Below are 26,553 nucleotides of genomic sequence, written 5' to 3'. Positions count from 1 at the left end.
GTCAATATAGAAATGAAAGAAATTCATTTTTTATATGTGTCGTCTAATGGTATTATTAAACGGCAATTATATGCATAATAAAAAAAGCTCCGTCGTCTGACGGAGCTTTTTACTTTTGAATGATAATTTTATGGACGCAGCCAAACCTGACCGATTCCCCATCCGAAAACGCCGATAAAGAGGGAATTATATAAAACGGAATTAAGCTGTTCATGTGAAGGAATTGCTCCGTTTATAATATAAATCCGATTAAAGATATTATATTCGCGACCAAGCGTAAGCTGAATTCCGATAAAAGCAATTAATACAATTAAACCGATGCTGACTTTCTTTCCCGCGATAACGCCTAAAAAAGACACTGCCATCACCGCAAAGCTTTGAATCACGGTGAGGTAAAAGAGCGACAGAAAATCGACATGTAATATCAATGCCAAGGCTTCACACACGGCGGCTGTCAAAATAGAATGTAAAATGAAAAATCGAAATTGCCGTATTAATCCCCAGTAAAGATATGATCTTGGATATGCGAAACCCAATTCTCCGCCTTCCGTATCCAATAAGCCTTGCATAAGCATTATTGTTCCGTAACCTCCCAGGGATGGAATAAGAACTTCGAGCAGCGAAAGCGTCAGTACATCAATGTTCATATTTTTTTGCAAAAAATATGTCAATACGATAAACGCCAACGCTGTCAGAGGTATTATCCATATATGAACACCTGGTTCTTTGAGGTCATAGGCTGTTTCTCTGTAAATCCGCCTCATAACGTTTGGTTCCTTTGAATGATGTATGTATAGCTGTCTTCAAGGGTGGAGTTTATTGCGTTCTCCTGCGTATCGTCGTCCGTCAAATATCGTACGCGGTATCCGGAATCAACAGGGGTGAAATTGATTACCGTATGCGTATTCTCCAACTCTTTCATTGCTTCTTCGCTCATAATTTCTTCTTTTACGTGATGACCGGCTTTTGCCTGAATTTCCGGCATACTGCCGCTTACAAGCACCTTGCCCAGGTTCATAATGGATACCTTTTCACATAAGCTCTCAACATCTGTCACAATATGGCTGGAAATGAGTATTACCCGTTCGCCGTTATCATATTCCCTGATTAATTTCCGGAAATTAATTCGCTCCTTCGGGTCTAATCCCACGGACGGTTCATCCATAATTAATAAAGATGGTTCACCGAGAATGGCCTGAGCTATGCCTAAACGCCGCAGCATACCCCCGGAAAGCTGACCGACCTTGCGTTTGGCATATTCAGTTAAATTGGTTCGTTCCATCGCCCGTTCAACGTGTTCTTTTTCCTGTGCTTTCGGTATATTTTTTAGCAATGCCACGTTCCGGAGGGCTTCCTCAACTCTTAAATATCTATACATACCGAATTGCTGGGGCAGATATCCTACCTTGCCCTTGATAGCCATTGGATGCTTCCAGGTGAAAGCATCTCCCCATTTGATTTCTCCCTCGTCATAAGCAAGTATTGTTGCCAGAATGCGCATCAAGGTTGTTTTGCCTGCTCCGTTTGGGCCTAATAACCCGTGAATGCCGGGAGTTATCGACAGATTAACGTCGGAAAGCGCACACACTCTTCCGTAGGACTTAGATAAATTTTTTATTATAATATCCATAATTCACTCTCCTTGATGATGATATAGTGCAGATACGATATCGGATGCTGTAATTGCTTCTTTATTTAATAAACGGTGATACAAGGCCTTAAAGGTCTCGTCAAAGTTCTCTTTTGATCGCATTCTGTCAAGTATTCCGCTTATCCATCCTTCTTCTTCCTTTGTCAGCGGGATTTCATCCACAAACGCACCGTTGATGGTTTCTCTGCCATTTCCGGAATTTTGCTCTCTCAGCATATCTGAATAATATTTAAAATCGCTGTCATCCAATACAGGCGCAAGTATATAAAAGCTGAGCCAGGCAGCAAAATTACTTGTGGATGGATGCGAAACATCTATGGGATAACCTACGCAGGGGTTCATAAGGTAAGAAACAGCCAACCTCACTCTTATCTCTTTTGATGCTTGATATGCTTCAAGGGAATCTGCATAATTACGCATATAATCTGCAATATTAATTGAGTCGTTTTTTAATCGGAGTTCCCATTCGTCATCACGTGAATAGAGCTCCTGTGGAGATACAAATGAACTTATTCCAGGGCAACGCATTTTCATGACCGTAATAAACTGCGGCTTTACCGGTTTTATAAGAGTTTCCATCCTTTCGCACAGCTCCAGCAAAGGATCATAGGCGTCCAGTAAACCGTCGACAGCGTCAATGGCATCCTGGTATAAACCGGCAGGTAAATATATATCTACATCCCGGTGATTATAGTGAACCATACCGGAATACAGCGAAATTCCGTTGTGTGAGGATCCTATATATATATTATCTCCCTGTTTCTCTAAGTTAGTGTATGAATTTCCCGGGCCCTTATACCGCAGAGTATATTGAACTTTATCTCCGCGCTGCCAGTCCTCTATAAAGAATTCTTCGGATTCGTCGTATTTATAATAATTGCCGTATTTAGTTGCAGTCTTTATCCCCGGCCAAGGTATCCATGGGAAAGAACGATTTAATTGCACCGTGGTTTCATTAGCCGGAAAACACGGCAGGCTGTATCCATGATAACGGAATACAAAGGTGACCTTATCTCCCGCTTTTTTTGCATTGGGAAAGTGAACCATTAGCCCATCGTTGCTTCTTTCAAATTCGGTAGTTTTCCCGTCCACCCGGACATCATCGACATTGAGATCGGAATACAGCATAAAGCTCTGACCATCTGCATCAGCATCCATGACGGCTTCTATAATGACTTCGGCTTTTATTCCCTGAGTGGTACAGGAGAGATCGATATCCGTTTTTACAAGCGTAATATTTTTTTCTGAAGGGAAATCGCCCAGACTTACCGATTTACCAGGAATATAATCGACATGTTTGCTCCAGACATATGCAATTCTATCCATAGGATCGGCAAACCGCGTAAAGAAAACGGAATAGTTATGGTAAAAAAATGTCATCATTGCGATGCCATAAACGGCGACAGAGGCAGTCATGATTCCCGCGTTCCGCTTTTGTTTGCGTGTGGAAGCAAAGCTTCTGCTATTATTGCATTGAAAAAGAGCGATCAATAGCACCGCGATCCCGATGCGGACAATCCACCGGGGAAGCTCGATCGGCGCACCTGTCGATACATTATCGAAAATATGAAAGTTATTCATGCCCATATTCAGCGCGTTTAAGAAAAGCCCGCCGCTGTTTTGGGTTATTGACCTGATATAATCGACAAGGTATGTACTGAACAATGAAGAGGTAAGCACCCAGACAAGAATAGCTGGCAGATAAACGCTTTTGCCTTTATTCCATTGAGAAATTAATAGCCCCCAAATGCCTAAGATCAGGCAGGGCAGAAAATACAGTAACGCAATATAGGCTAATGACTGTTCTATCCACAAAGCCGGGGCGTTATCTAGTATCATGCGGATATAGCATACCGCCATAATCACAAGCGTCATCAGAAGGTCAATAAAACCGATAGCAAGCACCTGAGCCCAGGGAATAAAACCGGGTCTTTTGGAATAAGCGGCCATAATATCATTCAGATGCTCCCGCCGCTGTTCTCTTATCAGTTCTATGCCCATCATCATGAAAACCAGCGTAAGTATGATCTGACCATAACAGGTCTCAAGCATAGCAAGAATATATTCATGATCGTAAACATACAAATAACAGCCCAGCGTAAATATTACTCCGAAGCAAAGAAAGCTCATCCACACCTTTCTTCTAGTGAAAGCCTGTATGTACATGCGAACTATAAGAAGGAATTTTCTCACGCTTGTCTCCTCTCTGAACGTTCCGCGGCAACGGAACTAAACCGCTGCCGCGGAACGTGCTAAACCGATTTAAAGCTTTGAATTATTAATGATCCTGATAAATAGTACAATCACCATTATGATTGCCATTTTCGGCTATGGCTTCCGCCCAGAAAGTTCCGGTATAAGATCCATTATCCCAAGCTAAATCATAAACAGCACATCCTGGGGAAACAGAAGCGGAATCTCTTGTATAAATCCATACAGAACCTCGAGTAACCATAGCGCCATACATAGAACGACTTCCAGTTGATGTACTATAACTTACTACATGACCTGTGAGTGAAGCTTTGGTTAGAGTTTGGATAGGTCCTACTACTTTTGAAGTTGAACCAATACGAACACTAGCTGGCGATTCAACTGTTAATGCCAAAGCTGATGTAACCATCAGGAACATTAACAATGCGCATGTAGCGAAAACGGTGATCCTGATCTTAAGTTTTTTCTTCATGATATTTCTCCTGTTTATTTTATATTTAATCCAAAACAAATCCGACCGTACGCTTCGAATTTGATGAATTCAAAAGAATTGCACAATATTACCATTAGAATAGTAAATGTAATATTTTTCTTAATTATAATGCAGATTAAAAAATTTGTCAATACATTTATTTAAAATTATGATTTATTTTTACACAAGAAATTGAAATGGCATATCTTTTCTTATGGTTTATTATGGTTGAGACCGGAGGGCGTGAATTGTGCGCCCCGTATATATCCATAATTCACTCTCCTTTAAACCGATAGCAAGCACCTGAGCCTAGGGGATAAGACCGGATCTTTTGGAATAAGCAGCCACAATATCATTCAGATGTTCTCGCCGCTGTTCTCTTATCAGTTCTATGCCCATCATCATGAAAACCAGCGTAAATATGATCTGACCATAACAGGTTTGGGGTAAAGCTAGAAGATATTCATGATCGTAAACTAACAAATAACAGCCAAGAGTAAATATTACTCCGAAGAAAAGAAGGCTCATCCATACCTTTCTTCTGGTGAAAGCCTGTATGTACATGCGAACTAAAAGAAGGAATTTGCTCATGCTTGTCTCCTCTCTAAACGTTCCGTGGCAACGGAAAAATCGCTGCCGCGGAGCGTGCTTAACCGATTAAAGAAAATTATTTAGCGATCTTGATAGGCAGTGCAATACCCATTATGGTTGCCACCAGTAGCTGTGGCTTCTGCCCAAAAGGTTCCTGTCAGTCTGTTTGGGTTATCCCAAAGCAAATAAACTGAACATCCTGGGGAAACATTAGCGGAATCTCTCGTATGAATCCAAATGTCACCTCTTGTACACATTGCTCCATACAAAGGATCACTTCCAGTTGATGTACTATAACTTACTACTATGCCCCTTAGTTGATCTGTGCTTAGCGATTGTTTTGAGCCTACCGCTTTTGCAGCGTAACCAATACTTACTTGTGCTGTAGATTGATAAATTGTTGCCAAAGCTGATGTAACCATCAGGAACATCAACAATATGCATGTAGCGAAAACGGTAATCCTGAGCTTAAGTTTTTTCTTCATGATATTTCTCCTGTTTATTTTTTTAATCCAAAACAAATCCGACCGTACGCTTCGAATTTGATGAATCCAAAAGAATTTCATAATAATACCATTAGAATAGTAAATGTAATATTTTGCTTAATTATAGTGCCGATTTAAAAATTTGTCAATACATTTAATTAAATTTATGATTTATTATTACACAAGAAATTGAAATGTCATATCTTTTCATATGGTTTATTATGGTTGAGACCGGAGGGCGTGAACTGTACGCTCCTGTATATATCCATAATTCACTCTCCTTGATGATGATATAGTGCAGATACGATATCGGATGCTGTAATTGCTTCTTTATTTAATAAACGGTGATACAAAGCTTTAAAGGTCTCGTCAAAGTTCTCTTTTGATCGCATTCTGTCAAGTATTCCGCTTATCCATCCTTCTTCTTCATTTGTCAGCGTGGTTTCAACTACTAACTTATTGTCGACATATTTCATATCGGCGTTTCCGCAACCAAAATTTATCAACATATCAGATTTAGATTTGAAATTATAATCATCTAATTTAGGCGCAAGTAAATAAAAGCTGAGCCAGGAAGCGAAATTACTTGTGGACGGATATGAAACATCGATGGGATAACCTACGCAGGGGTTCGTAAGGTAAGAAACAGCATACTCTGCGCTTACTTCTTTTGATGCTTGATAAGCTTCAAGTGAATTCGCATAATCACGTCTATAATATGCAATATCAATTGAGTCGCCGTACAACCGGTATTCCCATTCGTCATTTCGGGTATAAAGCTCCTGGCGCGATGTAAAATGACTGATAAAAGGGGTTGTAATTTTTGCGACTCCAATGGAACGCGGCTTTACTGGTTTTATGGGAGTTTCCATCCTTTCGCACAGCTCCAGCAAAGGATCATAAGCATCCAGTAAACCGTCGACAGCGTCAATGGCATCCTGGTATAAACCGGCAGGTACATATATATCTACATCCCGGTGATTATAGTGAACCATGCCGGAATACAGCGAAATTCCGTTATCTGAGGAGCCTTTATATAAATTATTTCCCTGCTTTTCCAAATTGGTGTATAAATTTCCCGGGCCCTTATACCGCAGAGTATAATGAACTTCATCTCCACATTGCCAGTCCTCAATAAAGAATTTTTCGGATGGCTCATAGAAATTGTTGTTTTCAATTGCCGTCTTTATCCCCGGCCAGGGTATCCATGGGAAAGAACGATTTAATTGCACCGTGGTTTCATTTGCCGGAAAGCACGGCAGGCTGTATCCATGATAACGGAATACAAAAGTGACTTTATAACCCGCTTTTTTTGCATTTGGAAAGCGCACTATCAATACATCGTTACTTCTTTCAAATTCGGCAGTTTTCCCGTCCACCTTAACATCATCGACATTGAAATCGGAATATAACATAAAGCCCTGACCGTCTGCATCCGCATCCATGACGGCTTCTATAGTGACTTCGGCTTTTATTCCCTGAGTAGTGCAGGAGAGATCGATATCCGTTTTTACAAGAGTAATATTTTTTTTCGAAGGGTAATCAACCAGGCTTACCGATTCTCCCGGAATATACTCATAATTTTTGTCGTAAACATAATCATCCCTGTCCATAGGATCGGCAAAACGCGTAAAGAAAACTGAATAGTTATAGTAAAAAAACGTCATCATAGCAATTCCACAAACGGCGACAGAGGCAGTAATGATTCCCGCGTTCCGCTTTTGTCTGCGTGTGGAAGCAAAGCACCTGTTATTATTGCATTGAAAAAGAGCGATCAATAGCACTGCGATCCCAATGCGGACAATCCACCGGGGAAGCTCAATCGGCGCACCTGTCGATACATTATCGGAAATATGAAAGTTATTCATGCCCATATTGAGCGCGTTAAAGAAAAATCCGCCGCTGTTATACGTTATTGACCTGGTATAATCAACGAGGTATGTACTGAATAATGATGAGGTAAGCACCCAGACAAGAACAGCCGGCAGATAAACGCTTTTGCCTTTATTCCATTGAGAAATTAATAGCCCCCAAACGCCTGAGATCAGGCAGGGGAGAAAATACAGTAACGCGATATAGGCTAATGACTGTTCTATCCATAAAGCCGGGGCTCCATCCTTCACCATGCGGATATAGCATCCCGCCATAATCACAAGCATCATCAGAAGGTCAATAAAACCGATAGCAAGCACCTGAGCCCAGGGAATAAGACCGGATGTTTTGGAATAAGCGGCCATAATATCATTCAGATGCTCCCGCCGCTGTTCTCTTATCAGTTCTATGCCCATCATCATGAAAACCAGCGTAAGTATGATCTGACCATAACAGGTTTGGGGTAACGCAAGTAGATATTCATGATCGTAAACTAACAAATAACAGCCCAGCGTAAATATTACTCCGAAGCAAAGAAAGCTCATCCACACTTTTCTTCTGGTGAAAGCCTGTATGTACATGCGAACTATAAGAAGGAATTTTCTCACGCTTGTCTCCTCTCAATCGCTACTGCGAAGCATGGATAACAAATCCGACCGTACGCTTCGAATTTGATGAATCCAAAAGAATTTCATAATAATACCATTAGAATAGTAAATGTAATATTTTGCTTAATTATAGTGCCGATTTAAAAATTTGTCAATACATATACTTAAGTTTATGATTTATTATTACACAAGAAATTGAAATGTCATATCTTTTCATATGGTTAATTATGGCTGAGACCGGAGGGCGTGAACTGTACGCTCCTGTATATAAAAATTCCCCAGCTTCAATACGATTGTATCAAAGCTGGGGAGTTTTTGGTATGCCCGGCAGGATTCGAACCTGTGACCTATAGAGTCGGAGTCTATCGCGCTATCCGGACTGCGCTACGGGCACATATATATTCCGTTCCGATATCGGTTTAGATCGCGGAACGGAATCGGAAAAACTTTAAGTAAAACATTCAAGAATTCTTAAGCTTTTTTCAAAAGGACCATTAATTACAATAAATTAAATTATTTTGCCGCTTCGATTATAACGCCGAAATCATCCGGCTTCAATGACGCGCCGCCGATAAGTCCGCCGTCAATATTTGGCATGGACAGCAAACCCTTCGCGTTTTTCGCGTTCATGGAGCCGCCGTATTGAATGGTAAGCTCTTCTGCGCTTTCTTTTCCGTAAATTCCGGAAATGATTCCTCTGATAAGCGCGCAAACTTCCTCGGCCTGATCGTCGGTCGCCGTGCGACCCGTGCCGATGGCCCATACCGGCTCATATGCGATGACGACGGATTTCATTGCATCCGCGCCCACTCCTTCGAGATCGCGTACTACCTGGTTCTTGACAACGGTTTCGGTTTCGCCGGCGTCACGGTGCGCCTCGGTTTCTCCTACACAAAGAATAACCTTAAGTCCGGCCGCAAGCGCCGCGGTAAGGCGGTCGTTTACTGTTTTATCTGTTTCACCGAAATACTGCCTGCGTTCGCTGTGTCCTATTACCACATATTCGACGCCGCATTCCACAAGCATATCGGCGGATATTTCACCTGTGAACGCTCCGGATTTGGCCCAATGTACGTTTTGTGCGCCTATACGCACCGATGTTCCGGAAACCGCTTCGCGAATGGCAAAAAGGTCGACGAACGGAACGCATAAAACCACCTCGCATGACGCGGACGGATATCTTTTAGCTATTTCAGCCGCGAGAGCACGCGCCTCTGACGGAGTTTTGTTCATTTTCCAGTTTCCGGCGATAATATATTTTCCCATTTTGATACCGATCTTTTCTTAATAATTTATCTTATTTGTTTTGTAGGCAGGCTATTCCGGGCAGCTCAAGACCTTCAAGAAATTCGAGAGAGGCTCCGCCGCCTGTGCTTATATGCGTGATTCTGTCGGCAAATCCGAGCTTTTCTACCGCTGCCGCGGAATCTCCTCCGCCGATGATGGAGACCGCTCCGGAATCCGCAACCGCTTCGGCAATGGCACGCGTGCCGGCCTCATAGTTGGAGAATTCGCATACGCCCATCGGACCGTTCCAGATGACGGTTTTAGCGTCTTTGACTGCGTCGGAGAACAGCTTTATGGTTTCGGGTCCTATATCAAGTCCTTCATAATTATCCGGGATATTGTCAACCTTGCAGATTATCGAAGGCGTGTCGTTGGAAAAAGCGGTAGTAGCCTTATTGTCGATAGGGAGAAGAAATTTAACGCCCTTTGTTTCGGCTTTTTTAAGCAACTCAAGAGCGAGCTCGAATTTGTCGGGTTCATTGAGCGAAATGCCTATTTTTCCGCCCTTTGCTTTGACGAAAGTATAAGCCATGGCTCCGCCGATTATAATAGTATCGACTTTTTCGAGAAGATTGTTGATGACGCCTATCTTATCGGAAACCTTTGCGCCTCCGAGAATGGCGACGAAAGGATGCTCCGGATTATCGAGCGCGCCGCCCATAATCCTGATTTCTTTCTGAATAAGATATCCGCAGACGGCGGGCAGATAATCGGCGACGCCGGCTGTAGATGCATGAGCGCGGTGCGCTGTGCCGAAAGCGTCGTTTACGTATATGTCCGCGAAGGAAGCGAGCTCTTTTGCGAATGCGGGATCGTTCTTTTCTTCTTCTTTATGGAAACGGACGTTTTCTATCAGCATGATATCTCCGGATTTCAGCGCGGCGGCCTTTGCCTTCGCGTCTGGACCTATGACATCGGCGGCGAGCACCACTTCCCTACCAAGAAGCTGCGTGAGTTTATCCGCTATCGGTTTAAGCGAAAAGGCGGGATTGAATTCTCCTTTGGGTCTGCCAAGATGGCTGCAGAGAATAACCTTTGCTCCGTGTTCGCTGAGATATTTTATCGTGGGAAGCGCTTCGACGATGCGTTTTGCGTCTGTGATGACGCCGTTTTCAAGAGGTACATTAAAATCGCATCTGACAAGCACACGTTTGTCTTTAACGGAAATGTCTTCGATTGACTTTTTATTGAACATACAAGTTCTTACCTTTCCTAAATTTACTATAATATTCATTTTATCATAAAGTCACAAAATAATCAAGAGTTATATCTGTTATAATTTTCACAATTTCTTTTATTTTGCTCCTTTTTATTTTGTCGGTTTTATCATTGCGGGTTTTTATGTGTGGTGATATAATAATATCAGTACGAATCTTCCCATAAATCAGGAGACTTAATCACTGGTGAAGTTTGATTTACTGCTGCGGCATTTAAATTACTGCCGCTCGATTAACGACTCTGGTATATTGACTTTACTCTTGTATGAAACAATTATTATTGTAAAAGCCGTCGAAACCGGAGTCTCCGATCATGAGATTTTGATTGCTAAAATAAAATTAAACGCAGGTTGAGAAACATGCGTAAGTATTGAAATTTTAAAGACATTCAAGCCTTTATTACATAATTAAATAATAATATAAACTATTATTTATAAAATTATATCAAACATATTTCAATTAATACCGCTGAGATATTGACGCGGATTTACATTTGATGTATAATATTCAGTATATTGTGAAGCTGATTTTTTTGAAAGGACGCGGGCAACTGCTGCATGTAGTGGCAATGTATGCCGGAATTTGAAAATGCCGGAAATCAATATGATCATGGAAGGCACCGAAATTGCAGAAGTATTGACCCTTACCCAGGTGACTGCGCCTCCTCCGCAGACCGGAGACGAGGGAATCATGTGGATTCTCGGGATAATGATTGTCTGCGTGATCGCTTTTATTATTGTCAGCAGATTTAAAAAAAGATAAAATAAATAAATAAGTCGGGAGAAATCAATGTCACTTGTAAACACAAAAAAAATGCTTAATGACGCATATCGCGGAGGATATGCAGTCGGCGCTTTCAACATCAACAACATGGAGATAATTCAGGCGATAACCGAGGCGGCGGACGAGCTTCGTTCTCCGGTTATTCTTCAGGTATCCGCCGGAGCCAGAAAATACGCCAAGGCCGAATACCTCATGGCGCTCGCATCCGCGGTAGAAAAGGATACAGACATCACCTTTGCGCTTCACCTTGATCACGGCGCGGATTTTGAGATCTGCAAAGCCTGCATCGACAACGGCTTTTCCTCTGTTATGATCGACGGATCGAAATTTAAATTTGAAGAAAACATTGCTCTTACAAAAAAAGTGGTCGAATACGCTCACTCGAGAAATGTCACTGTCGAGGGAGAGCTCGGCAAGCTTGCAGGAATCGAAGATGAAGTTAAGGTTCACGCGGACGACGCCATGTATACCGATCCCTCCGAGGTTGAGGAATTTGTAAACAAAACCGGCGTGGATTCGCTTGCCATTGCCATCGGCACGAGCCACGGCGCATACAAATTCAAAGGCGAAGCCCGTCTCAGATTTGACATCCTTGAAGAGGTTTCACGCCGTCTGCCCGAATTCCCGATAGTTCTTCACGGCGCCTCAAGCGTTTCGCAGGAATACGTCAAAATCATTAACTCATGCGGTGGAAAGCTCGGCGATGCCAAAGGCGTTCCCGAGGATATGCTCAGAAAGGCCGCCTCAATGGCTGTTTGCAAAATCAACATAGACAGTGATATACGTCTCGCGTTTACCGCCGGCATCCGTCAAGTCATGCTCGAACAGCCTGACGCGTTCGACCCGAGAACCTATCTCAGCGTTGCGCGCGCCAATGTAAAGGAACTTGTCAAGCACAAGATTACCTGCGTGCTCGGCAGCGAAAACAAGCTCGGATAATTATACGGCTTTTAATAATTTCGAAATATTCACCGATATATAATTTGCTTGCGCCTGCGCCTTGCTTATGCTTATGCGCAGGCAAATTTATATTCAGACGTATCATGCAAAAGTGTTCATATTAACGCAAAAATCCATAGACAGGGGAATTCATATAAAATGGCCGAAGAATATACAAACGAAAGCATAGTCAGCCTTAAAGGAGCGGACAGAATCAGAAAACGTCCGGCTGTCATGCTCGGCTCCGACGGACTTGAGGGATGTGAACATGCTTTTTTTGAAATACTTTCAAACTCACTCGACGAAGAACGCCAGGGCTTCGGCAATCGCGTCATTGTCAGATATAATGCCGACAAAAGCATATCCGTCGAGGACTTCGGACGCGGAGTGCCGCTTGATTGGAATGAGAATGAAAAACGCTATAACTGGGATCTGGTATATTGTGAGCTGTATGCCGGAGGAAAGTATAATAATAATCAGAAAACATACACCCTCGGCACAAACGGTCTCGGCGCTTGCGCCACTCAATGCACAAGCGAATACATGGAAGTCGTTTCCTGCCGCGATGATATAAAATATTCGATTTCATTCAAAAAAGGCGCAGTCAGTGGCAAGCTCAGAAAAGAACCGCTCAATAAAAGGCACTCCGGGACCATTGTCAAATGGAAGCCGGACATTGAGGTTTTTACCGATATCGATATACCGCTTGAGTATTTCACCGATGTTCTCAAAAGACAGGCTTTTATAAACCGTGGTATAACCATTGAACTTATATATGAACATCAGTCAAATCAAGGCAGCTATCTTAAGCCGGCGGAAAGCGGCGAACGAGTTTTCAAAGAAAGTTATTATTATAAAAATGGAATAATCGATTATATCAAGGAGATAACCGGAGATGCCGTCCCCGGTACGGAAGATCAAAATACCGATGATTATTCCGAACAGGATACCGACGACGATACCGATACTGAAAGCGGAAAAAAGCCGTCGAAAACATCAAAAGCAACCGGAGGACGCACGCTTACTCTTCCCGTATACGCAACGACGGAGCGCGTGGGACGCGACCGGGAGGATCAGGAAGAATACTCTGTGATGATAGAAGCTGTATTCTGTTTTTCCAGCGCTGTTTCACGCATAGAATACTATCACAATTCCAGTTTTCTCGAGCACGGCGGCTCTCCGGAAAAGGCGGTACGTTCGTCCTTTACAAAAGCTGTTGACAATTATCTGAAGCAAAATAATAAATATTCGAAAAGCGATCAGAAAATCAGCTTTTCCGATATCGAGGAAAGCCTTGTCCTCATAATAAGCAGCTTTTCAAATAAAACCTCATACGAAAATCAAACAAAAAAAGCAATAAACAACGCTTTTATAGAGAAAGCCATGACTGAATTTTTTCTGCGTCGGCTAGAGGTATATTTCGCGGAAAATCCCGCAGATGCAGAACGAATAGCCACACAGGTCATGATAAATAAACGCAGCCGTGAAAATGCGGAAGTGATGAGAATAAATCTCAAAAAGAAGCTTTCCTCAACGCTCGACATATCCAATCGCGTAGAGAAATTCGCCAACTGCCGCAGCAGGGATGCCTCAATACGCGAATTGTTCATAGTCGAGGGAGACAGCGCGCTCGGCTCCTGCAAGCTGGCGCGGAACGCCGAATTTCAGGCTATTATGCCGGTCAGGGGTAAAACGTTAAACTGCTTAAAATCCTCATATGATAAAATATTTAAAAACGATATAATTGTCGATCTTTTAAAGGTCATCGGATGCGGAGTTGAAATACGCTCCAAATCCCATAAGGAGCTGGAACAGTTCGACATAAAAACATTGAAATGGAATAAAATCATCATATGCACCGATGCCGATGAGGACGGATATCAAATCAGAACTCTTATCCTTACAATGCTTTACCGCCTTCTTCCTACGCTTATTCGTGAAGGAAAGACATTTATTGCCGAATCTCCGCTTTATGAAATCGCAGTTAAAGATAAGATCATGTTCGCGTATGATGAGAAGGAAAAAACTAAGATTATTACACAACTCGGAAATGTGAAATATACGGTTCAGCGCTCAAAAGGTCTTGGTGAGAACGAGCCGCAAATGATGTGGCAGACGACCATGAATCCGGAGTCGCGCAGACTTATTAAAATTATGCCTGAGGACGAGGATAAAACATTTAAAATGTTTAATGTGCTCCTCGGCGACGATATACAGGGCAGAAAACGCTTTATCGCCGAAAACGGATACCGTTATGTCTCCATGGCCGATATCTAATATAAAAAGCGGGACTTTTCATTAAGCCCTTTAACAAGGTGCTCATGTTATGACTAATATTATATCTGACGTAAAAAAATGCGGAAGTATATCAATTAAAAAAATCACTTTATACAATTTGCCGCGTTTTATCGGGTGGATATCAGTTTTCATATGGATTTATTTGGTATGGATGCCGGGATACGGGATTGAGCCAAGACAAATGATGCTCGGAATTCAGGCTAATAAGCTGTTTGTAATTATATATCTCGTTTCGGCAGTATTGGTTATCTGCTTTTTTGACGGCAGAGCATATACAAAGCTTGCTCCGGCAAGCGCATTTATCTTGCTGATAGCGTTGATTGCGACTCTGTTTTTTAAATTGGAAATTATATATTTATATATTTTGATCCCGTGCGCTGTCGCAACAGGGCATTTGTTTGCATGCTTCGGATTCTCTTATTTTATGATTCTGAATAATTCCGAGAAATTCTATGCCATATTTTTTGGAGTTATAATGTCAAAAATGGTATATTATATCATCTCATGTATCGGAAATACGATAGTATTCAAGCTTTGCGCCGGTTTGGTTCTGGTAATTCTGATAATATGCGCCTTTTTTATTGCGTGGCGTTCCATAGAAACTGTGGGAGATATAAATGTAATAATTCCGCTCTCGGCTTATTCAAGTATGCTGCTTGTATTCGCAGTATATTTTCTGAATGATATAACCGTGCCTTTTATATTTAAAAATCTTGAGTTGTCGACCGGAAAGAGTCTGGCTGCATATTACTTAGCCGGAATTATTCTTGGAGCGTTAATTACATATGTTCTTAGACGATTTGCCGGCTTAAGCATGTGTTACGGAGTGAACATTTCGTTTTTTTTGATTTCACTCGGCTCTGTAATGGCAATAATATATAAAAACGCTTTATCATTTGCTTACGTAAGCTCATTCCTTTTCGGAGCTGCTTATGCGTCGGGTATGATAACAATTTATTATATAAGCGGCATAATGTCTAAAAAGTTTTCCAGTGTAATATTTTACCGTATTGGCGCGGCTATTTCCGGCGCGGGCTATATGTCCGGATTCATCCTGCTCTTATTATTAAAGAACAGTTACGAATCATCTTCATTTTTGCATATTGCATTAATTTCTATTATTATCACAATGATTTTAGTTTTTATATCGCCTATGTTTTCATCAAAGCTTTATAATGCCGAGTGCATGGATGACCTTAACCGTCCCGATGTGACACACGGCACCAGGCTTGATGAAAAGCTCGCGGAATTTAAACTGTCGCCGAAGGAAAAGGAGGTATGCAGACTGATGCTCGGAGGCTATACTCTCAGGCAGATATCCGCTACGATGGGCATAGCATATTCCACAGCGAATACATACGGAACGAGTCTTTACAGGAAACTGAATATAAACAGTAAAACCGAGCTGCTTTTAATGTTCAGAGAATTGATTTAGGCAGTTGTTCTGTTATCATGAGCTGTCTGTTTGCCGGGCATAATCACAGTCCATAAAAGAATCATAAGCTTTTCTCTCGTAAATGCAATTATTTATTAGAATATCGGAATTTCAACTCTCAGCAATTTGCTGTTTCATACTGCATCTTTTCAAAAAACAGGGTCGTTTGTACTACTAAATTGTAGTCAACGGCTCTTTTTTCTGACTATTTTTGCTTCAGCCATTTTTTATGTAAATCAAGTAGGCTGCTGTCGACAATATGCCGGAGTTTACAAGTAACAATACGATACGATTTCGAATATTATATTATAGTAAGTTTTAACGTAATCGTTATATTGCAAGAACATAGCATTATATGATATCTTTACGAGCCATAAATGCCGGATATATAGGCTAATGGCACTCATGAACTATGTAAATACAATATAATATCTTTGCATTAATAATATAAATAGGAGATATATATGATTTTATCCTTTGACCCGGCTGTGTTTTACAATACAGACCAGGGCCCATATGGTATAGCGACCGGCGTCTTTACAACGTCGGGAAATACGGATTTAGCTATAGCATGCAATCAAAATGATGATGTAACAATTTTATTCGGGAATGGCGACGGCACATTCGGTCCAACGGCAAATTATTCTGTAGGCGCTAATCCAACCGCAGTCACCGCTGCGGATTTTAATAACGATGGCAATATAGATTTAGCTGTGACAGATTCAAACGGAAGTGATATAGCAATCCTCTTCGGTAATGGTAACGGCACTTTTCTACCTGCTGTTGCAATATCCGCAAGCTCTAATCCTATTAATATTGTGTCTGCCGACTTTAACAATGACGGTAATATGGATTTAGCTATAACAGATATCGGCAACAATATAGTAGGAGTATTTCTCGGAAACGGAAACGGTACTTTTCAAGCGATGGTGCCATATTCGATAAGCGCTCCCGCTGACGCAATAATAGCGGCTGATTTTAACAACGACGGTGTAATTGATTTAGCGGTGGCATGCGGTGATAATAATGTAAATATATTGCTCGGAATAGGAGACGGCACTTTTATGGCGGCATCTTCAGTTCCGGCCGGTTCTGATATTATGGATATCGCAGCCAACGATTTTAACGGCGACGGAATCCTGGACATCGCGGCTACAAATTATTCATCAAACAATGTTGCAATACTGCTTGGCATCGGTGACGGCACATTTCAACCTCCGACTTTTACTCCGGCCGGGACTGGTCCGACCGGTATAACAACCGCTGATTTTAACAATGACGGCAATGTGGATTTGGCGGTTACCAATACCATAAATAACCGTGTCGCTGTTATACTCGGAAACGGAAACGGTACTTTTCAATGGGCGCAATATTATGCTACGGGTGATTATCCCTCCGATATTATACCGGGAGATTTTAATGGAGACGGGAAACCGGATTTGGCAACGACAAATTTCTATTCCTATAATGCCGCGATACTGATAAATAAAACACCTGTGCGAGGCATAATGCATTTTAAAACAGAAGCCATAGTTTAAGTAAATAGAACGATGTTTACTTTTGTTTGTAAACTTGTACAGCGGGCATTTCATTATATTAACCCGGTAATTATATAATCAGGTTTAAGAGAGAAAAGCTTGGTATATGAGCTTTTCTCTCTTATAATAATTTATTAAGATTACCGTTTAATAATCACCGTTAGAAAGTCTTAAAAAAGGAAAGTTTAAATGGATACATGCTTAAATTATGCTGATTGGACAGTTCTGATATACGCAAATGGCAACAATGATCTTGAGCCTGAAATGCATAAAGCTATGCTTGATGCTGAAAAAACAGGCTCTTTTTCTGCCTTCAATGTTTTGATGCAAATCGGCACAGCGGATGAGCGGCTTGTCAAGTTAATTCGACGTGATATTATTTTTTTAAATGATAACGAAAAAGGCGTTCGCCGATATTATATTCATAAAGGCAAATCCGAATTGCTTGAATATATGGGCAACGTTAATATGTCGGATCCCAAACAGCTATATAACTTTGTTAAATGGGGGATACTTAATTATCCTGCAAAAAGATATATGTTGATAACAGGAGGGCACAGTTATCATTGCGTCGGTCTGATGACCGATTACAGCGGTAATATGCCTTATATAATGGGCATTCCTGAAATGGTAAAAGCTATAGATGCGGCGGCGGGTGAAGCGGGCAATAAAATCGACATTTTAATATTAGATGCATGTTGTTCCAACTCATTAGAATTGCTTTACGAATTTGGCAGAAATAAAAATAACGCTGTAAAGAATATCATTACCTATTTAACATACGGTCCTATTGAAGGATTGCCATATAATATAATAATAGACTCAATGAAAGCAATCAATGCGGCTGAAACTTCAATTATTATAAAATCAATTATAAACAGCTTGCCGATGAATTTGATTGGCTTTTCTGTTGATCATAATAAGTTGGAGTTAATTAAACGGTTGTTTAATGAAATGTCCGCTAATTGTCTACGTGAAACAGACGAAAATAATATAAACCGCATTCAGAAAAAAATAATAAAATCTGTTGGCGAAGCTTCGCTGCCTATAATAATTCACTATAAAAAAGCCCCGTACTGCTCTCTTCCTTTAATAACAGTTACATCCGATATATCCGGAAATGAAATGTTAATGAAGAATTATTACCGCCTGGGCTTCGCTCAAAATAATAATTGGACAAAATTATTTTCAGATAAATTACCTGCAGCAAATACAAAATACAATGAAAATATGCTGCCGTTGGAAATAAGCAGACATGAGGTTGTCGAAAGCATTGCCGTAATGAATCCTGAGCTTGATCGATTACAGATTGCGAGAATGGCGGATGAACTTTACGAATATAAAAAATGGACAATGTAATTAAAATACGGGATTTTATTCTTGACTCAAATTAACCTCCGGCAGCAGAAAAGCTGTCGGAGTTTTTTGCGGGATGATATGATATATTTTATATAACCGCAATAAATTGCTGGTTACCCGATGGCAAATAATTTCATGAATTAAAAAATAATTGGCAATAAGTTGACAAAATCCAAATTTAGGTTATAATTAATAATATAATTATAAATAATACAAAATGCAGGTGTTAAAATAAAAATTTAAATAAACTGGATATAAATAAATATAAGAAATAAAATGCTAATGATCTCTAAATATTATGTATTATGTTTATCATTTTATATTGATATCCAATATTGCGTAAACAGACAATTTAGACGCACAAATTAAATATAGCATTGATTTGTGCTGCCATTGCTTTTGAGACTGTACGGTATTTTATACAGTGCTTTAGGAACGGCACTCCACACGCTCCTATATTTTCAAGAATACTCAGACTTTCATTAGCGATGTAGTAGCTTACTATCATACTTCTGATGAACGTGTTACTGGGTGTGATAATATTATCAAGCACTGTTCCGAGAGCTACAAGAAGGAGTATCGTCACTTTTTTATTCCACCCTTGAACATGCTTATGGCATTTATATAAGTGGATATATCCAACATATGATATTTTGATAATAATTTTTGGAGGACTTATTTATTATGAAAAAGATCGTTTTTTCCCTGCTAATGGCGGCGTTACTGTGTTTTTCCGTTTGTATGGTCGCCTGCAACGAAAATCGAAACAGCGAAACCGATTCTAATAAAAGCGCAACGGAATCAGGGGAATCAAATGTTAAAGACCCTTCTTCAAACAGCGAAACCGATCCGAATGAAAGCGTAACGGAATCAGGAGATTCAAATGTAAATGATTATCTGATAAACGGTTTCGACATCATAACAATCGGTGACTACCCTGAAATTGAAGCGGCAATACGGTTAAGCGCGAATGTGGAAAATGGTGAGCTTACTAAAGAGGATTTTCTCAAGGTGACAAGCTTGGATATATCCGGTGAGGGTATTCAGGATATTACCCCTCTTAAGGCACTTATAAATCTTACGGAACTTCAAGCGCATTATAACAAAATAGTTGATATTTCTCCTCTCGCGGCGCTTAAAAAGCTTACTAAACTTGACTTGAGCAGCAACAGCATAGCTGATATTTCACCATTGTCCGGATTAACTGGTCTTGTCGATTTAATCATTTATTCTAACGACATAGTTGATATTTCACCGCTAACCGGACTAAACAAGCTTGACCACCTTTTACTTGCTGTAAATGATATAGCTGATATTTCACCGCTCGCAACGCTTGAAAATCTTACTATACTTGACTTGGACGGCAACAACATAGTTGATGTTTCGCCATTGTCCGGATTAACTGATCTTGTCCGGTTGTTGATTGCGGCTAACGACATAGTTGATGTTTCACCATTGTCTGGATTAACTGATCTTGTCCTTTTATGCATTAATTCTAACAACATAGTCGATATTTCACCGCTCTCCGGATTGGTGAATCTTACCGATGCAAGACTTGGCGGTAACAATATAAGCGATATTACACCCCTTCGCAGTTGGAAAAATATAGAGCGCTTAACACTTAATTCTAATCCGATTACAGACATCACTGTACTTGGTAACTTAACTACACTATTACAAGTGATGTTAGGAGGCTGCCCTATAGAAGATTTCTCGCCTGTTGCGCATGTGGAGCGTGTGGAACCATACACACGAGGCGGAACAATACCTGAATAATACAATCGAGTAGGAGGAGCTGACAGCCAAAGTCACCCCGTTCTCTCACACCACCGTGGTACCATCAAGCATTTGTATCCGACAATAAATATTTAGATGTTACGAGATAATAATATATATGATATTTTTGATAGGGAGGACTTATTTATTATGAAAAAGATCGTTTTTTCACTGCTAATGGCGGCGTTACTGTGTTTTTCCGTTTGTATGGTAGCCTTCAACGAAAATCGAAACAGCGAAACCGATATTAATAAAATCGCAACGGAATCGGGGGATTCAAATGTAAATGATTATCTGATAAACGGTTTCGACATCAGAACAATCGGTGACTACCCTGAAATTGAAGCGGCAATACGGTTAAGCGCGAATGTGGAAAATGGTGATCTTACTAAAGAGGATTTTCTCAAGGTGACAAGCTTGGATATATCCGGTGTGGGTATTCAGGATATTACCCTTCTTAAGGCACTTATAAATCTTACGGAACTTCAAGCGCATTCTAACAAAATAGTTGATATTTCGCCTCTCGCGACGCTTAAAAAGCTTACTAAACTTAACTTGAACAGCAACAGCATAGTTGATGTTTCTCCTCTCGCGGCGCTTAAAAAGCTTACTGAACTTAACTTGGGAGGCAACGACATAGCTGATATTTCACCATTGTCTGGATTAACTGGTCTTGTCGATTTATACATTAATTCCAACAAAATAGTTGATATTTCACCGCTAACCGGACTAAACAAGCTTGACCACCTTTCACTTGCTGTAAATGATATAGCTGATATTTCGCCTCTCGCGGCGCTTAAAAATATTACTGAACTTGACTTGAGCAGCAACAACATAGATGATGTTTCACCATTGTCCGGATTAACTGGTCTTGTCGATTTAATCATTTATTATAACAAAATAGTTGATATTTCTCCTCTCGCGGCACTAATGAATCTTACTGAACTTCAAGCGCATAATAACAAAATAGTTGATATTTCACCGCTAAACGGACTAAACAAGCTTGACCTCCTTTCGCTTTCTGGAAATGATATAGCTGATATTTCACCGCTCGCAACGCTTGAAAATCTTACTAAGCTTTACTTGGGCAGCAACAACATAGTTGATGTTTCGCCATTGTCCGAATTAACGAATCTTGTCTGGTTGGAGATTGCAGCTAACGACATAGTTGATGTTTCACCATTGTCCGGATTAACTGATCTTGTCCTTTTATACATTAATTCTAACAACATTGTCGATATTTCACCGCTTTCCGGATTGGTGAATCTTACCGACGCAAGACTTAGCGGCAACAATATAAGCGATATTACACCTCTGGGAAGCTGGAGCAAGATGGAGCGCTTGGGTCTTGACGACAATCCGATTACAGACATATCGGTACTCCGCGGATTAAATCTTCTGCTAAGTTTGACGGTAACAAACTGCCCTATAGAAGATTTTTCGCCTGTTGCGCATGTGAGGCATGTGGAACCGTCCTTAGAGACGGACTGATACGGCTAATACAATTCATTTTAAAATAACCGGCGGGGACTAAATGTCCCCGCCGGTTGATTTCTTAGAAGTACATTATATTGTTAATTGGTCTGGTTCCTCCAGTAGTTTCTCTTGTAGTGCCATTATATTTGAAAATAAAACTTGTGCCGCCATCAAGAATAATTGCATTCTGGATCCCCAAATTCAAGCTATTTACAATGTTGTATGCTTCGCCAGTTCTGCAATCATCGCTTGTGGTTTCCATAGCTACGTAGAAAAACTCAGATGCGCCTACGGTAGATGAAGTAGCTACAGCTAAACAACCATGCCATGTTCCATATTTCCAACTAGGATCCCAGTGTTCATCATTAAGTTCGGTAATGCTCGTTATTACACCATTTTTCATGATCGGTGCGCCTGAAACCGCACATTTCCATGTGGTTTGGACGCTGTTTGCTTGCGCAATATAAGCATTGTTGGATGAATCTATATAGAAAGTAGAAATAGGCGTTGAAACTCCCGTCGGGTTATAACTGTTCTTATACAACTTATTGCCTGATATCGTACATAACCAACCCCGCAAAGCAGTTTGATTAGCATCTGAGATTACACTTTCATTTAAATTACATAAAAGATTTGCAACAGGTAAGGTACCACAGCCGTAATAATCACCGAAAAATCCTGCATTAAAATAGCTGCCATCAGTTGGAGACGTTTTAGCGGCATTTATGTACCGGATATCGATTTCAGATGGTGCAATGCGGACATAATGCAAATTCGCATTTACATGCATGTATTTTGTAGTTTCGAGCACCCAGACCTGATAGTTGGTTCCATTAGTCGGCGCCCAGCATATATTTGTCCCGTTTGTGGCGTTGTTGGCTGCAAGAGAGAGGTAGTGTTTTGTTGCCGAAAAATCAGATTTTGTTATAATCTTATATCCGTTTGTTACACCTGCCACAGGTACAAAATATACAAAGCCGTCTCCACCACCATTTAAAGCTAAAGGATAAACATCGCAATTTTTTGTTGCACGATAAATGTTTAGACTAAAAGATTGATTTACATACGATTTGATGGGTACACCGACACTTGTACTACTTGTATCTATTGTGTCAATAACCCAAGTTTGCTCTGGCTTGTTACTGCCGCTCCACTGCGTAACTTCCTGGTGATTTGTAAGGGAAGTAAGATAATTGCCATTGATGTTCAGATATTTACCGGAACCCAGATTTTTAATGTTATAGGTTGCCATAAGAATTTCTCCTCATTATTTGATTTTTGAACGCGTTCAATATATAAAGAGAAAGAGAAAACACAAAAGTAAACAGTAGAGTAAAATCTTTATTATTTTGAGATTGCTCAAATGTCCCGATAAAGACTAATTTTGTCTATATCTCATTGAAGGACGGAAGGAATTACCGTCTGACTGAGGGCATAATATCAAAGATTAAGGCACAGTACACACTCTACGCCACATAACCCAGGCTATGTTTAATTGGGGGAGCAATAGTAAACATAATAAAATCATCCCCGGCTTGCTGTCAAAAATTCGTTTTCTTATGACAGCAAACCGGGGCTTTTATTTATTCCGACAGCATCAGAAAATATCATTATCGTTTTTTTATGCTTTCCTCATTATCATCATGCCTTGCCTCGCATATTTCCTTATGGGTGTTTATTGTTGCGAGAGTGTCGCCCAGTTGCGTCAACAAGGCTGCCAGCACGGAAATTTCATCTTCGTTCAACATACCCGCAAGCGCATTTGCCAGCGCAGTGACAGCCATAGTCAGCTGGCAGTAGTTCATAAACTCACCTCTGAAATAGTATATTCATAGAAAAGAAAAATGTATATTGAATTTACTTGTCCTGCAACGCAATATATTCCCATAAAAAAACCGCCGTTTATTTTCCGGCGGTTTCTCCTTCGGATGCAATTTTATCCAAAATATCGATAAGATCCTGCAGGGTTTCGAGTCTTACATTTCGTGACAGAATTTCATTTTTAAGATCTATGGAAAGCGATTCAAACCTGTCACGAAGCGCCGGGCTTACATAAGACATTAATATCACTCCTTTGAGTTTATTATACGCTGAACTAAAAAACATATACAAAGAAATGTATTTATATTGTATTTACTGACGGATTATGGTAATATGTCTTTGTAATTAACGATAAGAGATATGATTTGAACGGAATAACGATTTATATCCGCAGCTGACTGAAGAAAGAAACAAATGGTTTAAAAGCTATGACACATCAGGAAATAATAGAATATTGTCTGCAAAAGCCATGTACATATACGGATTATCCCTTTGATCCGCTTTATCCTGTCATTAAGGTAAAAGCTCCTTCTCAGCAAAAGGGACGGATTTTCGCACAGCCGTTTATGCTTCACGGCGAACCGAAGGTTACATTGAACTGCACCCCGGAGTCGGCTGAATTTTACCGAAGTGTTTATTCCAGCTCTGTGGTGCGAGGCTGGCATTGCCCTCCCATCCATCAGCCTCATTTCAATACAGTAAACCTTGACGGCACTGTGCCGGACGAAGAAATCTTGCAGATGATTGACCATGCATATGACATTGTTGTTTCCAAATTTCCGAAGTACATTCAGAAAGAAATCAATGAGATGTGCCAATGATTTACAACATATTACCGGTGGCATATCGGTTTTATATACGACAGGGTTGTAATAATCCACACTTAAGAGAGGTAAAATAAAAAAATGGAAAAAATTTCTTTGCCCGCGTCCAATGCTTTCTGCCCGCAGTGTCTGTTTCTATATGGCACATATAAAGAAGGTAATATTCCGAATTATGGTCTTTTTTGTTGGGCTACATATTGCTGGGATGATAAATTTAAATTCGTCGCTTGTATAGGCGAGGATAAACTTACACGCGACAGGATACGCGCAACGGGTATTTTTTCGGCATCAGTCGTAACAAAATCATTGTTGCCGTTCGCCGACTTTTCTGGCAATAATTCCGGTTATGAGGTTGATAAATCAAAAATAATCGAGTCAATAAACGGCGCGGTATTAAATGTACCTGTGCCAAAAGACAGCGTATGGAGTTTTGAACTTGTTGTTGACAAGACGCTTCGCCTTGATGAAGAGGGAAAAAGTGAAATTTATGTTTGCAGTATCAAAAACGTACTCGCCGATGAACGGTTGGCGGATGAAACCATCTCGTTTGAGGAGCGGTTAAGAATGGCCGAGCCGGTTATTACAATGTCAGCAAGATATTTTTCGGTTGATAAAAGCCCTATCGGCAGCTGGGGAAATTGGAAGAAGCTATAATACCTCATTTATTATCAACCGTACAAAAACCCGCCGGAGGAATTTTTCTTCCGGCGGACTGTTATATTATTAAATCTTCTTTTTATCCAACGTTTTTCGTAAAATCTGCAATCTCAGAGTATACCGCTTTTTTAATTTCATCACATTCGTTGAGTATTTCGTGTCTTGCTCCTTCGAAAAGATGTGCACGGACGTTTTTGTATCCGCATTTTTTCATGGATTCGGCGGCGGCGAAAAACTCATCGTTTCCGATCCTCATGGGATCTCCGGCTCCGCTTATAAAAAGCACAGGCAGCGCTTGGTTCACACATGGCTCTGTTTTATAGACATCCTTCATCAGCCTGAAAAGCGTAATGAATCCGTCAAGCGTGAAAACAAAACCGCACAGAGGATCCCCTTCATAAGCGGCGTTGCTTTCACGGTTTGAGGAAAGCCATCCGCACCTCCCGTCCGCTGCGAACGCTTTTCTTGCGTTGCCGAATACAAGATTGTCGATTAAAACGCTTCTATTTTTCAAAGAGCCGAATATGCTCATTAACTCTGCGACAGCAATTCCCGCGCCGGCGGCAGGATTTTCAGAAGGACTGCCGCATACAATCAGCGCATCGATCGTATTTCCGTATTTCTTCGCGAAAGATCTTACCGCAAGCGAGCCGAAGCTGTGCCCGAACAGAGTGACCGGTACATTTCCGGCGAGCGATCGGGTATAGATAAGCACAGCGCGGATATCCTCAACGACGCTCTTGATTCCGCCTTTGTAATAATAACCTAATTCATCAGACGAATTTACGCTTTCCCCGTGGCCGCGCATATCAAAAATGGCGCATGAAATTCCTTGCTCTGACATATATATACAGAATTCGTCATATCGCTCCTTATGCTCCAGCATTCCGTGGCAGATGACCAGCAGTCCTTTTTGATTTACTGCGGGATAAAAAAGCCCCTTGAGCATTACGGCTCCGTCAGGAGAGGGAACGGTAAATTCATTTATAATCGGCTTCATTTTAGCATTTCCTTTCTCCAAACTGCAATTTTAGAGTTGCTGTATGCCGAAATTACGATTATATAAACCGCTAAGGTAAAACCGCAATATTAGTATTGCCGCTGTATTATCTCTGATTATAACTTTTTCGGAGAAAATGTCAACATTAATTGGAAAATATTAAACGGCAATTATTAAATGCCGAACTAATAAAATACCGGGATTTATGCCGGATGTATGGCAATAAATCCCGGTATAAACAGATAAATTTTAA

The 26,553-nt window shown here is 40.7% G+C and carries 23 protein-coding genes and 1 tRNA gene; 10 read left to right on the top strand and 14 right to left on the bottom strand.

The features are described from left to right. Positions 1-128 precede the first annotated feature (128 nt). From VB118_01215 to VB118_01170, 10 genes are all read right to left on the bottom strand, one after another. Complete coding sequence (locus tag VB118_01215) at positions 129-764, bottom strand: hypothetical protein (GenBank protein ID MEA4831219.1); 636 nt, start codon at positions 762-764, stop codon at positions 129-131. Further along, positions 761-1,630 carry an ABC transporter ATP-binding protein gene (locus VB118_01210; protein MEA4831218.1) on the bottom strand — a complete coding sequence of 290 codons (870 nt, stop codon included), beginning with the start codon at positions 1,628-1,630 and terminating at the stop codon, positions 761-763. Before VB118_01210 ends, VB118_01215 begins: the two co-directional genes overlap by 4 nt. Before the next feature lie 3 nt (positions 1,631-1,633). After that, entirely contained in the window at positions 1,634-3,844 is a 2,211-nt protein-coding gene (locus tag VB118_01205; GenBank protein ID MEA4831217.1) for a hypothetical protein, read from the bottom strand. Positions 3,845-3,929: 85 nt separating this feature from the next. Continuing rightward, on the bottom strand, positions 3,930-4,334 hold the full coding sequence (locus tag VB118_01200; protein ID MEA4831216.1) for a hypothetical protein: 405 nt from the start codon (positions 4,332-4,334) through the stop codon (positions 3,930-3,932). 309 nt (positions 4,335-4,643) lie between these two features. After that, complete coding sequence (locus tag VB118_01195) at positions 4,644-4,925, bottom strand: hypothetical protein (protein ID MEA4831215.1); 282 nt, start codon at positions 4,923-4,925, stop codon at positions 4,644-4,646. 80 nt (positions 4,926-5,005) lie between these two features. Further along, positions 5,006-5,410 (bottom strand): hypothetical protein, encoded by a 405-nt coding sequence (locus VB118_01190; GenBank protein ID MEA4831214.1) that lies wholly within the window; start codon positions 5,408-5,410, stop codon positions 5,006-5,008. A gap of 272 nt (positions 5,411-5,682) precedes the next feature. Further along, entirely contained in the window at positions 5,683-7,890 is a 2,208-nt protein-coding gene (locus VB118_01185; protein ID MEA4831213.1) for a hypothetical protein, read from the bottom strand. A 316-nt stretch (positions 7,891-8,206) separates the two neighbouring features. Beyond that, a tRNA-Arg gene (locus VB118_01180) sits at positions 8,207-8,284 on the bottom strand. A 119-nt stretch (positions 8,285-8,403) separates the two neighbouring features. Beyond that, the gene (gene tpiA, locus VB118_01175) at positions 8,404-9,156 is read right to left on the bottom strand and encodes a triose-phosphate isomerase (protein ID MEA4831212.1); all 753 of its coding nucleotides are present in this window, start codon (positions 9,154-9,156) and stop codon (positions 8,404-8,406) included. 31 nt (positions 9,157-9,187) lie between these two features. Then, positions 9,188-10,372: a phosphoglycerate kinase gene (locus VB118_01170; protein MEA4831211.1), complete on the bottom strand. Its 1,185-nt coding sequence runs from the start codon at positions 10,370-10,372 to the stop codon at positions 9,188-9,190. Positions 10,373-10,982: 610 nt separating this feature from the next. Here VB118_01170 and VB118_01165 point away from each other — a divergent pair. From VB118_01165 to VB118_01130, 8 genes are all read left to right on the top strand, one after another. Beyond that, positions 10,983-11,156, top strand: a complete 174-nt coding sequence (locus tag VB118_01165) for an LPXTG cell wall anchor domain-containing protein (protein MEA4831210.1) — start codon at positions 10,983-10,985, stop codon at positions 11,154-11,156. Positions 11,157-11,183: 27 nt separating this feature from the next. Next, on the top strand, positions 11,184-12,116 hold the full coding sequence (gene fba, locus VB118_01160; protein ID MEA4831209.1) for a class II fructose-1,6-bisphosphate aldolase: 933 nt from the start codon (positions 11,184-11,186) through the stop codon (positions 12,114-12,116). A 159-nt stretch (positions 12,117-12,275) separates the two neighbouring features. Then, entirely contained in the window at positions 12,276-14,393 is a 2,118-nt protein-coding gene (locus VB118_01155; GenBank protein ID MEA4831208.1) for a toprim domain-containing protein, read from the top strand. Between the two features lie 49 nt (positions 14,394-14,442). After that, complete coding sequence (locus VB118_01150; protein MEA4831207.1) at positions 14,443-15,849, top strand: helix-turn-helix transcriptional regulator; 1,407 nt, start codon at positions 14,443-14,445, stop codon at positions 15,847-15,849. Between the two features lie 464 nt (positions 15,850-16,313). After that, positions 16,314-17,387, top strand: coding sequence for a VCBS repeat-containing protein (locus tag VB118_01145; GenBank protein MEA4831206.1), 1,074 nt, complete (start codon positions 16,314-16,316; stop codon positions 17,385-17,387). A 189-nt stretch (positions 17,388-17,576) separates the two neighbouring features. After that, positions 17,577-18,746, top strand: coding sequence for a clostripain-related cysteine peptidase (locus VB118_01140; protein ID MEA4831205.1), 1,170 nt, complete (start codon positions 17,577-17,579; stop codon positions 18,744-18,746). A gap of 684 nt (positions 18,747-19,430) precedes the next feature. After that, a complete protein-coding gene (locus tag VB118_01135; protein ID MEA4831204.1) occupies positions 19,431-20,522 on the top strand; it encodes a leucine-rich repeat domain-containing protein in 1,092 nt (363 codons plus the stop codon). A gap of 150 nt (positions 20,523-20,672) precedes the next feature. Beyond that, positions 20,673-22,013, top strand: coding sequence for a leucine-rich repeat domain-containing protein (locus tag VB118_01130; GenBank protein MEA4831203.1), 1,341 nt, complete (start codon positions 20,673-20,675; stop codon positions 22,011-22,013). Positions 22,014-22,077: 64 nt separating this feature from the next. Here VB118_01130 and VB118_01125 read toward each other — a convergent pair whose 3' ends face one another. The 3 genes from VB118_01125 to VB118_01115 form a co-directional block, all read right to left on the bottom strand. Then, the gene (locus VB118_01125) at positions 22,078-23,250 is read right to left on the bottom strand and encodes a hypothetical protein (protein ID MEA4831202.1); all 1,173 of its coding nucleotides are present in this window, start codon (positions 23,248-23,250) and stop codon (positions 22,078-22,080) included. A 358-nt stretch (positions 23,251-23,608) separates the two neighbouring features. Then, entirely contained in the window at positions 23,609-23,803 is a 195-nt protein-coding gene (locus VB118_01120; protein ID MEA4831201.1) for a DUF6774 domain-containing protein, read from the bottom strand. A gap of 97 nt (positions 23,804-23,900) precedes the next feature. Further along, a complete protein-coding gene (locus VB118_01115) occupies positions 23,901-24,059 on the bottom strand; it encodes a hypothetical protein (GenBank protein MEA4831200.1) in 159 nt (52 codons plus the stop codon). A gap of 188 nt (positions 24,060-24,247) precedes the next feature. On the opposite strand from VB118_01115, the gene VB118_01110 reads away from it, so the two are divergent. After that, complete coding sequence (locus VB118_01110; GenBank protein MEA4831199.1) at positions 24,248-24,640, top strand: MmcQ/YjbR family DNA-binding protein; 393 nt, start codon at positions 24,248-24,250, stop codon at positions 24,638-24,640. 84 nt (positions 24,641-24,724) lie between these two features. Then, positions 24,725-25,297 carry a flavin reductase family protein gene (locus tag VB118_01105; GenBank protein ID MEA4831198.1) on the top strand — a complete coding sequence of 191 codons (573 nt, stop codon included), beginning with the start codon at positions 24,725-24,727 and terminating at the stop codon, positions 25,295-25,297. 82 nt (positions 25,298-25,379) lie between these two features. Here VB118_01105 and VB118_01100 read toward each other — a convergent pair whose 3' ends face one another. Next, positions 25,380-26,300, bottom strand: a complete 921-nt coding sequence (locus VB118_01100) for an alpha/beta hydrolase (GenBank protein ID MEA4831197.1) — start codon at positions 26,298-26,300, stop codon at positions 25,380-25,382. Positions 26,301-26,553: the final 253 nt, after the last annotated feature.

Source organism: Oscillospiraceae bacterium (assembly GCA_034925865.1).
In the GTDB taxonomy this organism is placed as follows: domain Bacteria; phylum Bacillota; class Clostridia; order Oscillospirales; family SIG627; genus SIG704.
The sequence above is the reverse complement of the archived record's forward strand: the minus strand, read 5'-3'. Positions and strand labels throughout refer to the sequence as shown.